Source organism: Nostoc sp. (assembly GCF_036917935.1).
Taxonomy (GTDB): Bacteria; Cyanobacteriota; Cyanobacteriia; order Cyanobacteriales; family Nostocaceae; genus Nostoc.
The window spans coordinates 33,308-48,611 of sequence record NZ_JBALEL010000036.1 but is presented as its reverse complement, the minus strand read 5'-3'; the positions used below and the strand labels follow the sequence as shown (position 1 = coordinate 48,611).

Genomic DNA, 15,304 nt, shown 5'->3' with positions numbered 1-15,304 from the left:
AAACAAAAAACTTGCAGTTACACTGAAAAGATTGTGTATAAACTTTTCTACAATAGTTTTCACACAAATTCCGGTATAAACAACAACTATGAAACCCAACCAAATTTTTCACAAAGTGGTTTTATTGTAGTGGGAAATCTGCGTTATTGCACAGCCCTTTCCCTGAAGGCTCAAAATAATTGGCCATTGAACAAAGCCTCAGTTAGGGGTTTTCTCTTCTTGGGCGCCAATCAAAATTTTAATTGTCTTTTAAGACATTAAACCCTATTTCTGGTCTACAATTTTGGCTGACATTCATACTTTTGCAACAAAAGATGACAAAAACTCCTTAAATCGCAATCTTATTTTACACAATATCCGCAGAGGTGAACGGAAAACAGTACAATCTCTGAAATGGTCTACAGGTGGTTGAGAGTATCATATCGGAGTGCTGAATGAAAGTGATTGTTAATTCAACACTCCAAATTTAAAATTTAGGATTGCTCGCTGTGAATGATACCCTCAACTTAAGACAACAAATGTCAACCAAAAACATTATTCTTTTCGTTTTACTACTGTTTATCCCGGTTTCTGTAGCAGCCCACTTTTTGGAGTGGGGAGAATTGATAGTTTTCATTACAGCTGGATTAGCAATTTTGCCCTTAGCAGCTTGGATGGGGACAGCCACAGAAGAAATTGCTGTCGTAGTCGGGCCATCATTGGGGGGCTTATTGAACGCCACCTTTGGCAATGCTACAGAATTAATCATCGCCCTAGTAGCGCTGAACGCTGGGTTAATCGATGTAGTCAAAGCCAGTATCACGGGATCGATTATTAGCAACTTACTACTGGTAATGGGTTTTTCCATGCTTTTGGGGGGACTGCGCTACAAAGAACAGACATTTCAGCCAATTGTGGCGCGGGTAAATGCTGCTTCGATGAATTTGGCGGTAATTGCCATTTTGATGCCCACGGCGATGAATTACACTTCTCAAGGAATTAACGAAGAAACACTGCAAAATCTTTCTATTGCTGTTGCTGTAGTACTAATCTTGGTTTACGTCCTAACGCTCATATTTTCGATGAAAACCCACTCTTATTTATATGATGTGGGTGTAGCGGAGACAGATGAAGAGGAAACCCCTCACGCGAAACCAAATATGATGTTGTGGGTTGGCGTGTTGCTAGTATGTACCTTGCTGGTGGCAATTGAATCAGAAATGCTAGTAGATTCTCTGGAAGTAGCCACATCTCAGCTAGGTTTGACGGCGCTGTTTACAGGGGTGATTTTGGTTCCCATCGTCGGTAACGCGGCTGAACACGCCACAGCAGTCACCGTGGCGATGAAAGATAAGATGGATCTTTCCGTTTCGGTAGCTGTGGGATCAAGTATGCAGATTGCCTTATTTGTTGCGCCGGTGTTAGTTATAGCAGGGCGGATATTGGGTAAACCAATGGATTTGGATTTCAAACCTTTTGAATTAGTAGCTGTGGTTGTGTCAGTGTTGATTGCAAACAGTATTAGTTCCGATGGTAGATCGAATTGGCTGGAAGGCACTTTGTTATTAGCTGCCTATACAGTGTTGGGGTTCGCCTTCTACTTCCATCCAGTTATGGAAGGTATGGGGTAGTTAGCAGTGCGATCGCTTTGGGTTAAATTATGAGCGATCGCACTTGATTTTGGGCAAATAACTTGTATAATTACCTATCTAGATAATTGGCGAATCTAAACCCTTTTTGCCTGGGACAGGAGAAAATAAAGAGATATAAGAGCGATCGCCTGTATGAGCTACTGCCTTAATCCCCATTGTCCCAAGCCAGAAAATCCCGATCATGTCAAGTTTTGCGTGACTTGCGGTTCCAAGTTACTCCTCAAAGAACGTTACCGTGCGATCAAACCAATCGGACAAGGTGGTTTTGGCAAAACCTTCTTAGCTGTGGATGAGGATAAACCCTCAAAACCACGCTGCGTAATTAAGCAATTTTATCCCCAATCCCAAGGCACTAACACGCTGGCAAAAGCCGTAGAGTTATTTAACCAGGAAGCGGTGCAGTTAGATGAATTGGGTAAACATCCCCAAATTCCCGAACTACTGGCATATTTTACCCAAGAAGCTCGGCAGTATTTGGTACAAGAATTTATCGACGGGCAAAACTTAGCCCAGAAATTAGCACATAGAGGTGCTTTTAGTGAAATAGAAATCTGGCAACTATTAAACGATTTATTATCAGTATTGCAATTTTGCCATGCTAGACACGTAATTCACCGCGATATTAAGCCAGAAAATATTATTTTACGCGAGAGCGATAGCAAACTAGTATTAGTAGATTTTGGTGCTGCTAAATCTGCTACTGGCGCTGCCTTAAATCAAACTGGTACTAGTATTGGTAGTCCAGAATATGTAGCCCCGGAACAAATGAGAGGTAGGGCTATTTTTGCCAGCGATATTTACAGTTTGGGTGCGACTTGTATTAACTTATTAACAGTGCGATCGCCCTTCGATTCATACAATACCAACAATGATACTTGGGTATGGCAGCAATACTTGCAAACTCCCGTCAGTAATCCGTTGAGTCGCATTCTCAACAAGATGCTAGAAAGTATTCCAATTCGGCGTTATCAAACAGTAGATGAAGTTCTCAAAGAATTAAATCAACAGCCTAAAGTAGCAGCTACGCCAGCGATTGCACCAAAACTAATCCCTCAATCGCCACCAAATTCCCCAGCCGCTTTTATATCGAAATCTCCTAGTCAACTTGAGAAAGAGTTAGAAGAAATGAAAACCCAATTTATGGGTAACAGTAAACCTCAACCAAATAAAATACAGCCACCAAATCCTACACCTCAGCCTACTAGTAAAAGTAAAATAGATGAAGAATTAGAAGAATTAAAAGCTAAATATCTTGGGAAAAATAACACACCAAATCAATGAGAAAGCCAGATATTAAAAGCCTCTATTACATCACACATATTGAAAATCTGCCCTCGATACTTCAAAGAGGTATATTATCCCACAAAAAAGTTGAGGAGTTAGGAGTTTCATATACACCAATCTACGATAGTGGGATTGTTAGCAAACGTAAAGACAAGTTTACACCTGCAAAGAGTAGTTTGTGGGAGTACGCTAACTTATACTTTCAGCCACGTAACCCAATGATGTATCGGGTGGTTCATGAAAAAGATAAAAGAGATATTGCTGTTATTGGAGTCAAACCCGATGTACTTGCAGCAGCAGGAGGACTAATTACAGATGGAAATGCTGCTAATGATCCAACTCAGTTTTTTGCTATTAAGGAAGGAAGAGAAATACTTCAGAAACAATGGAAAATTATTCAAAATGAGTGGTGGAATGAGCTTGATGGTTCTAAACGAAAAATAATGGCTGAGTGCTTGGTTCCTAAGCAAATCAGCCCAGAACTTGTTCATTCAATTTTTGTAGCAGACTATAAGGCTAAAGAGCGAGTCGAAACAATTATCGGTTCAGCTAAAATACCTGTTGTTCCTGAACCAAATATGTTTTTCCAACCCATATCTGCCAGCCGTATTGGGACTAATATTTCCTTGATTGATGGAGATATGTTTTTTTCAAATATGCAAACTTTGACGATTAGTGTTAATCTTCAAGGCATAATGGGCAAAGGATTAGCATCACGAGCAAAATATCAGTTTCCTGACGTATATGTAGTTTATCAAGATGCTTGCCGCAATAAACAGCTTACTGCGACAAAACCCTATCTCTATAAACGTGAAGCTTCTTTAGACCAAGAACTAGCTGATCTTAGCCTTCCTCTTGTGACCTCCAATGCTGTAAAGTGGTTCTTGTCGTTTGCTACTAAAAGACAATGGCGAGACAACTCTCGTTTAGAGGACATTGAAGGTGGCTTAGACTGGGTTAGAAATAATTGTCATGAAATTGGTATTCAGTCTTTAGCAATGCCAGCTTTGGGTTGTGGTTTAGGTAACTTAAATTGGGCGGAAGTAGGGCCGCTAATGTGTCGTTCTTTGCATAATATAGGAATTCCGGTTGCGATTTATCTTCCACGGGAACATCAAATTGATTCCAAATACTTAACTAATGATTACTTGCTGAATTATTCTTGATTTGCAGGTTCGTATAATTGCTTAACTTGAAAATACCTTGAGAAAAAACATTAACAAAAAAGTGACTCTAATATCTAGAGTCACCTACAAATAAGCTGATAATTTAGAAGTGTGAAAGTTTACTTCTGGGCTTCAGCAATAGGAACCCATTCAGTGTGGAAACTTCCGGGCTTATCAAGACGCAGGTAAGTATGTGCGCCGAAGTAGTCGCGTTGTGCTTGAGTCAGGTTTTGAGGCAAGCGATCGCGGCGATAACTGTCAAAATAATCCAAGGATGCGCTAAATGCGGGTACTGGAATTCCTAGTGTTGCAGCTGTCGCAATCACTTCCCGCCAAGCAGTCTGTCTATCGAGAATTGTCTGCTTAAATTCAGGAGCTAATAACAGGTTAGGCAAAGCTGGATTTTCGCTAAAAGCCTTCTTAATCTTATTCAAAAAGCGAGCGCGAATAATACAGCCACCTTTCCAAATCCGCGCCATTTCGCCCAGATTCAAATTCCAGTTATATGTCTTGGAAGCTGTAGATAGCAGCGCCATCCCTTGAGCGTAAGAACAGATTTTTGAGCAATAGAGAGCATCGCGTACTTTGTTGATAAAGTCCTTAGTTTGCCCGTCATACTTGCCACTGGGGCCTGTGAGGACTTTCGATGCTGCTACCCGCTCCTCTTTAATCGAAGATATAATCCGGGCATTAACTGCTGCTGTAATTGTGGGAATAGAGACTCCCAATTCCAACGCAGTCTGCACAGTCCAGCGTCCAGTTCCCTTTTGACCTGCTGCGTCAACAATCAAATCCACCAGGGGTAGATTTGTTTCTGGGTCAAGATATGGGAAGATATTCTTCGTAATCTCAATCAAAAATGAATCGAGTTCATCGGTGGTGTTCCATTCAGCAAACACGTCATGTAGCTGAGTAGGGTTTAATCCAGCGACATTTTTCAGCAAGTCGTAGGCTTCAGCAATTAGCTGCATATCGCCGTACTCAATGCCGTTGTGTACCATTTTCACATAGTGGCCAGAACCACCAGGGCCAATGTAGGTTACACAAGGGCCATCATCGACTTGGGCAGCAATTTTGTTGAAAATTGGTGATAGAAACTCGTAAGAGCTTGTTGTACCTCCAGGCATCAGAGATGGGCCATTCAGCGCCCCTTCTTCACCGCCACTGACACCCATACCAAGATACCGAAGCCCAGCGGGTTCTAATTCCTGAGTGCGTCGTTCCGTATCTTCAAACCAAGAGTTGCCACCGTCGATAATGATATCGCCTTCGTCTAACAAGGGTTTGAGTTGAGCAATCACCGCATCCACTGGCTTACCAGCTTGCACCATTACTAGAATTTTGCGGGGACGTTCCAATAAGGCGACGAATTCTTCTAGAGTAAAGGCGGCTTTGACGTTCCTTCCTGGCGCGCGCTGCGCCATAAACGCATCCGTTTTTTCTCGGGAGCGGTTGTAAACTGCAATTGGGAAGCCATTGCGCTCCACGTTGAGAGCGATGTTCTCACCCATAACGGCTAATCCAATCACACCAAAGCTTTGTAGTGTCATAAAAAATTTCTGGCTAACTCTTGCAGATCCTTTACCTATAAGGGTAGTCCGATATTTTCCCTTCTCCCCTAAAGAAGACCTTAAGACTTGATATAAATGACAAAAATCCACAACTAACACGGATAATTAATTTTAATTTGTATCTAAATCAACAATTGACTTGCAAAATTGTTAGTTAAGGGATTGGGGATTGGGGAGTAGGGACTGGGAACTGATAAATTCTTTCCTAGTACCCAATACCCAATACCCAATCCCCAGTCCCCAATCCCTAGTCAAAGGAGTAACCAAATAATGCTGGCATTTGTCCTAGCTTTGGTGGTCGGTCTTGGTAGTTTAGCCATTTATATAGCAGCTTTCTTTTTCCCAGAAATCCACCGCAAGAATGACTTTATCTGGAGTGGCGTAGGATTGTTCTACGCTTTAGTCTTATGGGTGTTTGCACCACGCATTACTGGGGGTTTGTTGCTGGGTCATCTGGCTAGTGTGGCTCTTTTGGTCTGGTTTGGCTGGCAAACTCTATCATTACGTCGGCAATTGACCCCGCAGGCACAACAAACCCAAATACCCAGTGCTGAGACAGTGAAAACTGGCATTCAGGAACAGGTAAATAGGTTGTCCCTTCAGGAACGGCTAGGCCAGTTGCAAAAAGGTCTGGGTAGCACCTTCAGTGGCGCGAAAGACAAGGTGCAACAGACTGTGAGTAAAAAAACACCCACAACCCCCAAACCTGAAGACATTATCTCTGTTCTGTCAGAGAAACCTGCTATTGAGATTATTGACAAAACTATTGTCATACCAAAACAACCAGCAGAGGAGATAGTTACTACTGACACCAAAGCAAAAACCGAAACTGTACCGGAAGCGATTCCCCCACATCCCCCATCTCCTGAATTGGTGGAAGCAGCGCAACCAGATTTTGAAATTGAGGATAAGCAACCGATTTCTGTAGAAGACATTGTGCCGGATGCGGTACTCGCTCCCCCAGCGGAAACGCCACCGGAAGCAACACCGCCTAATCAAGCTGGTTGAATTTAGTAAAACCCAACGTTAACCTAATATAATGTTGGGTTTTACTATTTCCATCAGGCTATTTTAGGGCTAATTTCCAAAAAATTATGAACATCCAGCTTAAAGCGGAATACGAGCAATTTATACAAACCCGAATTGCTACAGGTAGATATGAAAATGCTGAAGATGTGATTGCTAAAGCATTAAAACTGCTAGAAGAATGGGAGAAGGGTTATCAGGAATGGGAAGAAGAAACCCAGAAAAAAATAGCTGTTGGGCTTGCTTCTATTGAACGTGGAGACGTAGTAAATGGTGAAGTGGTGATGGCGCGACTGTCACATAAATTAGAGATGGATACCTTTTAATTGGAAGTCCATCACCTGTGAATATAATCTGCTCATTTAACCTTGTAGTAATGCCTGAAATCTTACATTGTCCCGAATACTATCAAAATCAGGGTTTATTTTTGCTTCTATACGGCATCGAGAGGGATTGATATTAATTGCTTGTTGTAGGTTCTCAATAGCTAAATAAACATCATTTTGTAAGGCGAAATAGCAAGCTTTGCCATAATAGCCACTCTCATCATTAGCTTGTAGTTCTAAAGCTTTCTCGCAACTAATGAGTGAATCTTGGTAACGCCCTGCACGAGCTAAGATAATGCCCTGGTTAGCCCACCAAAGTGGATGTTCTGGTTGAAGTTTTATAGCTTCATTGAGGTTAGCCAATGCTTCATCATAACACCCCAACAAACTCAAGCTCAAACCCTTGTTGCTCAAAATCTCAGTAGCGTCGGATTTAATCTTTAAGACTTGATCGCAGATAGTGATTACCTCTTTATAAGAACGTAAGAACAACAGTGTAACAGCTAGGTTTTTCAAGACATTCAGGTCATCATCTTTAATTGCTAAAGCTTTATTGAAACTAGCAAGTGCTTCTTGATAACGCTCTAATCCTGCCAGTAATGAGCCTCGGTTGTTCCAAGCATCGCCATAGTCATCTTTAATTTGCAAGGCTTTATCGTAGCTATTGAGCGCCTCTTCATAACGACCTAATTTTCCCAAGACATTGCCCTGGCAGTAATAAATTATGGGATTATCATCTTGAATTATTAAGGCTCTGTTGTAACTCACGAGCGCTTCTTCATAACGATCTAGATTATCCTGCTGATTACCTAAATTTAAGAATAGACTACTATTGAATTCAGGATAACTATTAGTTACAATTTTTTCAGCTTGCTCTGTTGCCCTCTGTAGCAAATCAACTTGCTGATTTGGTTGGGTACGTAAGGATTTGTACAACAGCCCAGCGTATTTACCCAGTCCATCTTCCAAAAAATCAACTTGAGTAAAACAAGGTCGTAATGCTGCTTCTATTTCTTCTTTGGAGGGGCCAATCAGATTCTCGTAGTTAATTTCATATTTAGCTGGATTTTCTGTTAACATCATCCAACTAAAGAAAAAGCTCAATTTTATGCTTTTCAGAAACTTATTAGTTGAATCGGGCAAGAGGCGATAATTCTCTACTGCTGCTTCTGCGACAACTGCGGCGAAAGGAATCATTACTACTTCAAGTTGTTTAAGATAGCGAGAAGTAAAGAAATGGGAAAGAAATTGACGCTGACCCTCATCTCTTCTCCCAAAGAGAGCATGATAGATAAATTCAGCAGTGTATTGACGCCAATCATAGTTATCGTATTTTTCTGGTTCAGGGCTATCTGGAGCAACTTCTTGGTTACCTTGTTGCTCAAAATATGTGGCTAGCAATTCATGGGTTTCACGAAATCGTGTTCTGTCCTCATTACAAAATGACAACCTAAAAACATTACGAGCTACATCATCCAGCCGATAGTGACCTTGAACAAACTCAACAAAATCACACTTTGTTAGCCAATCAAAACAGTCTATACTTGCATGAACACCAGTTTCAAAGTCTATTCCTTGCTTTTGCATCAAGTACTGAATCAACGACCGATCAAACCAACGACAACAAGCGCCTAATTGTACTATCTGTTTTTGATTTGCATTTAGTCCTTGCAGTAGCAGATCAGTAATTGCTTTGTTACCACGAGAAAAATCGTCAATATCTCTACCTGCTTCCTTCTCTCGTCTAATCCAGTTGAGATAGTAGGGTAAGCCTTGAGTAGTTTTATATATTTTCTGAATATCTCCAGATTTAGTAATACCAATATACTGAAGATATTCCTTAGTTTGTTCTTTGTTGAATTCATCTAGCTGTTGTTCATAGATTAAATCCCGATCCTGTTGCAACTTCCGCCAACTTTCTTTTTCTAATAAAGAACGTCGTCCTGCCACCAAAATACGTACACCATAAGACTTAAGAGGCGTATCTTCTAACAAATACTGCCACAGCCAAGTGTCAATATCTGATGATGCCTTTTCATAGGTATCTAGAACCAGTACAATCGAGCGATTGTGTTTTTGAGTTTTTTGGATCAACCCTTGAGCAAATGCATGAGTCAACTTGGGTATTGGTTCCAGCATCAATTCCTGAAGTTGTTTGTCGTTCTTCGTTGCTGGATGCTGTTGCAGTAGTTCTTGTATACGCTCTTTCGTAGGTTTGAGTGCCTGTGATGCATCTGATAACATTCCTCCAGCCTTGACCGTAGCATCCAAACCTAAACTCAATGCTGTTCCATGATCTCCCAAATAGCCTGCACCTGTGGCTAGCAGTGTGGCTGTTCCTAGTTCAAACCAATCCTTAACTGTATTTTGTTGCTCTGTATCAACTGATTTACCTTGTACAGGTTCAGTTTTCAGCTTGTAAACAGTTTCCTGATACTGCTCATAAAGTGATGTAAAAGGGTCGGGTTTAGGTAATAAATCCCTTCGCCAGAGTCCGGTAGGTTTTGGTAATAGCTCATAAAGCTTTTCCATTAGCTTCAGTGGCGTTTCAATACCTGCTGTAAGCCCAAAGGACACCTCTGCAAAGTCGGCTTGCAATTGGTGCGTCTCTTTCAGTTTTTTGATGAGGGTAGTTTTACCAACTCCCCCGAACCCATAAACCTGAGACAGCAGTGGGTTAGACTCTGGAAATTCCAGTGCTTTTGTAAATTTAGCGAGAAAATCCTGCGCTTGCTTACGAGAGATGTAGTAAGGTATTGGAGTTGTCATTTAGTAATAGGAATACTTGGTTTGATGTATAGATTTTAGCGACTCCTATTTTAATTCAACACCTCAAATAGCGTATTTCAAGGAATTATATAAAAATTATATTGAACCATTGTAATTTTTAATACTAAATCTTAGCCTTTGATAGCAACTCGCGATCGCATTACCATTAGCCATAAAAAATTGCGACTGAAACGTACCCTAGTAAAGCAATTCTAGTTTTGACAAAATAATTTTCACTTGGGGCTGCTGCCCAATGAGGTTTTAAAAGGGTTTTAGCTTAAATTGACACGTATGCCCCGCACTTTCACGAAGAAACAGCTTTCAAATGTAAGCCATGATGAGATAGGTAGTTCGAGTTAATCACCCGATTACGCCCAGAAGTTTTAGCCTGTAACAGATATTGATCGGCACGATATAGCAGACTCTCTCCTTGCTTATCATCCTCAGCTTGCAGAGAGGCTGTGCCCAGACTAATGGTGATATTAATTGTCAGTTTATTGTTGAGTGCAAATGGTTCGTCGCTGACTATACGATTGAGACGACGGGCTACTAATAGTGCTTCGTCATCGCTAGTGTTAGCTAGAAGAATTACAAATTCTTCGCCACCATAGCGGAATGCTGTATCTTGACAGCGCAGATTGTGGCGCAAACGCTGACATAATACTTGCAAAATGCGATCGCCTACTAAATGCCCATGAGTATCGTTAACTTTCTTGAAATGATCTACATCCAGAATAATCAAACTCAGGTCAGTTTTTTGAGTCCTAGCTCTTTGAATTTGCCTGGGTAAGTCCCATTCTAAAGCCCGACGATTATTTAATTCTGTCAACGAATCGGCTAAGGCGATCGCAGATAACATATCATTTGTCCGAATCAAATCTCGGTATTTTTGTGCTTTCCGCAAGCCAACTGTCAATTGAGCAAGTATGAGTCCATGATTGGCAGTCAACTCTGCCAAGTTATGGTCTGTTTTTTCTTCAATAAGATGCCAAATATAAGCATCGGCTCCTTGCTTTAGTGCCGCAGTACTCATCTCCAATTCCCTGTGCCAACCCTTATTTCTATCAATAAGCTGCTGGGAACGATCCTCGAAGAGAATACAGTATATCCACGACAGTTTTATCTGGTCTTTCAACCAACCGCACAATTCCATACTACCATTGAGGCTAGCCTGCACCAGTATTATATCGGGAGGCGTCATTTTAATTCGCGATACTGCCTGATTCAGATTGTCTATAACTTCTACATTAAAAGCAGTCGCAGAACGGATCTGATCTGGAACTGTGGCGATAAAGTTATTTTTTCCAAAGACCAGAATAGAAATACTCATTGCTTTATTTTTGATCCTATTTAAATTTTAAAAAATTATTTTTAGTAATTTACTGCTGTTTTTAATTAATACTAAATATGATATTTTAGACTGGCTTCTATTTCTTGATATATATTTTAAACGCCGATTTACAGTGAATTTTCAAGTTAAATCTCCTTTTAAGGCTTTATATTTACTACTACAGTTTCTGAACTCTTCACTTCTGACAACTAATGTCTTCTTTACAGTTTATTTTTAAAACAGTGAAAATACTGAATATTTTTTAGAAGTATAAAAACTATTGCTGTAGTTTCTTCAGTGCTGTTTCCCTAGTGGAATTACCAAAATAAATAGTTTGTAATAACTGTTATGTCAAGGAGCTAAATTTCTTCTTCAGTAGAAAAATAAAGAAAATATAAAGTTTTTTTATTGAATTATAAAACCAAAAATTTGATCATGGAATTAACAATGTTATTTTCCATAGAGCATTTCAGTCTTTTTCTTTATGAACTAGGCTTTTATCAAGTATCAAGAAAGGTGTTGAATTATAAAAAAATGCAAATCAAATAGACATAAAAACTACCTCCTGTTATGGGCAGTAGCTTTCTGGGACTAACATAACCTACAATTACAGACCGGATTTGTCGGCTGAAAATCTCCAATTTAACTGAGGTATTAACCCAAGTTTGACGATGCGTTAACAGGAGAAAAACATCTCTGCTTATGCTTTATCTGTGTTTGCTTATTTACTTAATTCACCTCTTTTTTTATTTGCTCCAACATCAGAAATCTAGAAAACAAAGCTAAATAAAAAACTTGATGTCAAAACCTGCCCCTAATATGGGTAAATTATTTTCATTCTGCCATTTCTACGGGCGGAATAAATATAAAAAATTTTGTTTAACGTCGCCTGAGATATTAAAATCTAAACTTCTGTGAAAACCTAGAACCCGATCAATAACCTTCTATAGCGTAACCAGCAGCAACAATTACCTGTTTGATTGACTCCTCAGAAGCTGCCGATTCCACCGTGACAGTTTTAGCGTTAACATCGACATCCACCTTGGCTTCAGGTTCCATAACGTGGATAGACTCAGTAATTATTTCCGCACATCCTTCACAAGCAATATTTGATACCTTCAGCATCAGTGCCATTTGTTACCTCAACATGGAAAAAATAAAGTTTTTCTTAAGGATTAATCTTAACCATCGAAATGCGTTCGAGCATCCCACTAGAGTTAGATTATGGTGTAAAAACGTCCTGATCACTGCATTTTGCTCACCGACTGACACAATTTGCTGGCAGTAAGCTGAAACAAAATGCAAGAATATATAAAGCTATTTATGAAAATCCACTTACCTAGTGCCGCTACGCCCAAGTCTAAAGTTAAAAACACCCATGTCTTCAAATCCCCACTACCTAAGCGGTAACGAAATTCGCAACATATTCCTCGACTTCTTTGCCCAACGGGAACACCAAATTCTCCCAAGTGCCTCCCTCGTGCCAGAAGACCCAACCGTGCTGCTGACGATCGCGGGGATGCTACCATTTAAGCCAATATTCTTAGGGCAGCGCACACCAGAATTTAAGCGGGCTACAACTTCGCAAAAGTGTATCCGCACCAACGACATCGAAAATGTCGGACGCACCAAACGGCATCACACGTTTTTTGAGATGCTGGGCAATTTTAGCTTTGGTGATTATTTTAAAGAACAAGCGATCGCTTGGGGTTGGGAAATATCTACACAAGTCTTTGGCTTTTCCCCTCAAAATCTCGTCGTCAGCGTTTTTAAAGATGATGATGAAGCCTTTGGAATCTGGCGCGATCAAATCGGTGTGTCGGTAGCGAGAATTAAACGTTTGGGCGAAGATGATAACTTTTGGGTATCTGGGCCGACTGGGCCTTGTGGGCCTTGTTCAGAAATTTATTACGACTTCCACCCAGAACGCGGTGACGAAAATATAGATTTAGAAGACGATTCTCGGTTTATCGAGTTTTATAACCTCGTCTTCATGCAATATAACCGGGATGCTTCCGGCAATTTAACGCCGCTGCAAAACAAGAACATTGACACGGGCATGGGTTTGGATAGAATGGCGCAAATTCTCCAAAAAGTGCCCAATAACTACGAAACTGACCTGATTTTTCCAATTATCCAAACAGCGGGGCAAATTGTTGGTGTTGATTACCACAGCAGTGATGAAAAAACCAAAACTTCCCTAAAAGTCATTGGCGATCATATTCGCGCTGTCATCCACATGATTGCTGATGAAATTCGCGCCTCCAATGTCGGACGGGGTTATGTGCTGCGGCGATTAATTCGGCGCGTGGTGCGTCATGGGCGATTAATTGGGATTTCTGGCGAATTTACTACCCAAGTTGCCGAAACTGCGATCGCTCTTTCCGAATCAGCTTACCCCAATGTGCGGCAACGGGAAGCAGCAATTAAAGCTGAGTTGCAACGCGAAGAATCCAATTTCCTCAGAACTCTGGATAGAGGCGAAAAACTGCTAGAAGAAATCATCCAAGAGGTGAAACAGCGAGGGGAAACTCAAATTAGCGGTGAAAGTGCCTTTACCCTCTATGACACCTACGGATTTCCCCTGGAACTTACTCAAGAAGTTGCCGAGGAAAATAATCTGACAGTCGATGACGCGGGATTTGATGCCGAAATGCAAAAGCAAGTGGAACGTGCTAAAGCAGCACATGAAACCATCGATTTAACTGTGCAAGGTTCCCTCGACAAATTAGCAGAACACATCCAAGTCACCGAGTTTTTAGGCTATACCCAACCGACGGCGACGGCGAAAGTCGAAGCGATTTTGGTAGAAGGTGTTTCCCAAGAGGAAGCAGAAGCGGGGACAGAGGTACAAATTGTTCTTGACAAAACGCCATTTTATGCTGAATCTGGGGGACAAATCGGCGATCGCGGTTATATCTCTGGTGATGGTATTGTTGTTCGGGTAGAAGACGTTAAAAAAGAATCTGATTTCTTTGTTCACTTCGGACGCATCGAACGCGGTACACTACGCGTAGGCGATCGCGTCACCGCCCAAATTGATCCGGCTTGTCGCCGTCGCGCCCAAGCTAACCATACCGCAACGCACCTATTGCAAGCGGCATTGAAGAAAATTGTCGATGATAGTATTTCTCAAGCTGGTTCCCTGGTTTCCTTTGATCGGTTGCGCTTCGACTTCAACTGTCCCCGCGCGTTGACAGCAGAGGAAGTCCAACAAGTTGAGGAACAGGTGAACAGTTGGATTGCTGGAGCCACTGCTGCAAAGGTGGAAGTATTACCTTTAGCAGAGGCGAAAGCTAGGGGTGCTGTTGCCATGTTCGGGGAAAAATACGGCGATGAAGTGCGGGTAATTGACTTCCCCAGCGTATCAATGGAACTCTGCGGTGGGACTCATGTGAGTAACACTGCTGAAATTGGCGTGTTCAAGATTATTTCAGAGGCGGGTGTAGCTTCTGGGGTAAGGCGGATTGAAGCTGTTTCGGGGCCAGCAATACTAGATTATCTAAATCTGCGGGATAAAGTAGTTAAAGATTTGAGCGATCGCTTTAAAGTTAAACCTGAAGAATTACCAGACAGAATCACAAGTCTGCAAAGCGAACTGAGAAATAGCCAGAAGGAATTAGAAACCTTGAAGGTACAGCTAGCGATCGCTAAATCAGACAGCTTGCTACAAACAGCAGAAACCGTAGGCGATCATAAAATTATTGTCGCCCAATTAGAAGATGTTGATCCAGAATCATTGAAAACCGCAGCCGAACGCTTGTTGCAAAAAATCGGTAACGGTGCGGTGGTGCTGGGTTCTGTTCCAGAAGTTGGGAAAGTGAGTATAGTTGCAGCTTTTAGTCCAGAAGTGAACAAAAAAGGACTGCAAGCTGGTAAATTTGTTGGTGCGATCGCTAAAATTTGCGGTGGCGGTGGCGGTGGAAGACCGAACTTAGCCCAAGCCGGCGGACGCGATGCAAGTAAATTACCAGATGCGTTGGCACAAGCCGAAAGTGAATTAAAGTCCGCGTTGGGTTAATAAGCCGAACGTGAACTCTTAATAGGAGACGAATTTTAGGCGTTGCATATTTGCGCGATGATTTAGTAAATTCTAAAATTACCCCCTGCTTCCCCTGCCCCTCGGTCACTGAGCGTAGCCGTACCACTTCGTGGAACCAAGCTACGCGGAGCGTCTCGTAGAGAAGTGCTGCCCATTGGT

10 protein-coding genes are annotated in these 15,304 nt (G+C 41.5%); 6 read left to right on the top strand and 4 right to left on the bottom strand.

Annotated elements, in window-relative coordinates; genetic code table 11:
- The first annotated feature begins 518 nt into the window (after positions 1 to 518).
- The 3 genes from cax (at position 519) to V7K62_RS14890 (ending at position 4,081) form a co-directional block, all read left to right on the top strand.
- Positions 519 to 1,610, top strand: coding sequence for a calcium/proton exchanger (gene cax, locus V7K62_RS14900; protein WP_334865178.1), 1,092 nt, complete (start codon positions 519 to 521; stop codon positions 1,608 to 1,610).
- 153 nt (positions 1,611 to 1,763) lie between these two features.
- Entirely contained in the window at positions 1,764 to 2,912 is a 1,149-nt protein-coding gene (locus V7K62_RS14895) for a serine/threonine-protein kinase (protein ID WP_334865176.1), read from the top strand.
- Positions 2,909 to 4,081: a DarT ssDNA thymidine ADP-ribosyltransferase family protein gene (locus tag V7K62_RS14890; protein ID WP_334865174.1), complete on the top strand. Its 1,173-nt coding sequence runs from the start codon at positions 2,909 to 2,911 to the stop codon at positions 4,079 to 4,081. The genes V7K62_RS14895 and V7K62_RS14890 overlap by 4 nt, the downstream gene beginning before the upstream one ends.
- A 119-nt stretch (positions 4,082 to 4,200) precedes the next feature.
- On the opposite strand, the gene gndA is transcribed toward V7K62_RS14890, so the two are convergent.
- Complete coding sequence (gndA, locus tag V7K62_RS14885) at positions 4,201 to 5,631, bottom strand: NADP-dependent phosphogluconate dehydrogenase (protein WP_334865172.1); 1,431 nt, start codon at positions 5,629 to 5,631, stop codon at positions 4,201 to 4,203.
- 291 nt (positions 5,632 to 5,922) lie between these two features.
- On the opposite strand from gndA, the gene V7K62_RS14880 reads away from it, so the two are divergent.
- Positions 5,923 to 6,660, top strand: coding sequence for a Ycf66 family protein (locus tag V7K62_RS14880; protein ID WP_334865170.1), 738 nt, complete (start codon positions 5,923 to 5,925; stop codon positions 6,658 to 6,660).
- 86 nt (positions 6,661 to 6,746) lie between these two features.
- On the top strand, positions 6,747 to 7,004 hold the full coding sequence (locus tag V7K62_RS14875; RefSeq protein WP_334865168.1) for a type II toxin-antitoxin system ParD family antitoxin: 258 nt from the start codon (positions 6,747 to 6,749) through the stop codon (positions 7,002 to 7,004).
- 36 nt (positions 7,005 to 7,040) lie between these two features.
- Here the strand turns inward: V7K62_RS14875 and V7K62_RS14870 are convergent, their stop codons facing one another.
- The 3 genes from V7K62_RS14870 to V7K62_RS14860 all read right to left on the bottom strand — a co-directional run bounded on the left by V7K62_RS14870 (position 7,041) and on the right by V7K62_RS14860 (position 12,237).
- Positions 7,041 to 9,773 (bottom strand): tetratricopeptide repeat protein, encoded by a 2,733-nt coding sequence (locus V7K62_RS14870; RefSeq protein ID WP_334865166.1) that lies wholly within the window; start codon positions 9,771 to 9,773, stop codon positions 7,041 to 7,043.
- 304 nt (positions 9,774 to 10,077) lie between these two features.
- Positions 10,078 to 11,103 (bottom strand): GGDEF domain-containing protein, encoded by a 1,026-nt coding sequence (locus tag V7K62_RS14865; protein ID WP_334865165.1) that lies wholly within the window; start codon positions 11,101 to 11,103, stop codon positions 10,078 to 10,080.
- 933 nt (positions 11,104 to 12,036) lie between these two features.
- Positions 12,037 to 12,237, bottom strand: coding sequence for a heavy-metal-associated domain-containing protein (locus tag V7K62_RS14860; RefSeq protein ID WP_334865163.1), 201 nt, complete (start codon positions 12,235 to 12,237; stop codon positions 12,037 to 12,039).
- A 244-nt stretch (positions 12,238 to 12,481) separates the two neighbouring features.
- Between V7K62_RS14860 and alaS the strand changes: the two genes are divergently transcribed.
- Positions 12,482 to 15,124, top strand: a complete 2,643-nt coding sequence (gene alaS, locus V7K62_RS14855; RefSeq protein ID WP_334865161.1) for an alanine--tRNA ligase — start codon at positions 12,482 to 12,484, stop codon at positions 15,122 to 15,124.
- The last annotated feature ends 180 nt before the right edge of the window (positions 15,125 to 15,304 follow it).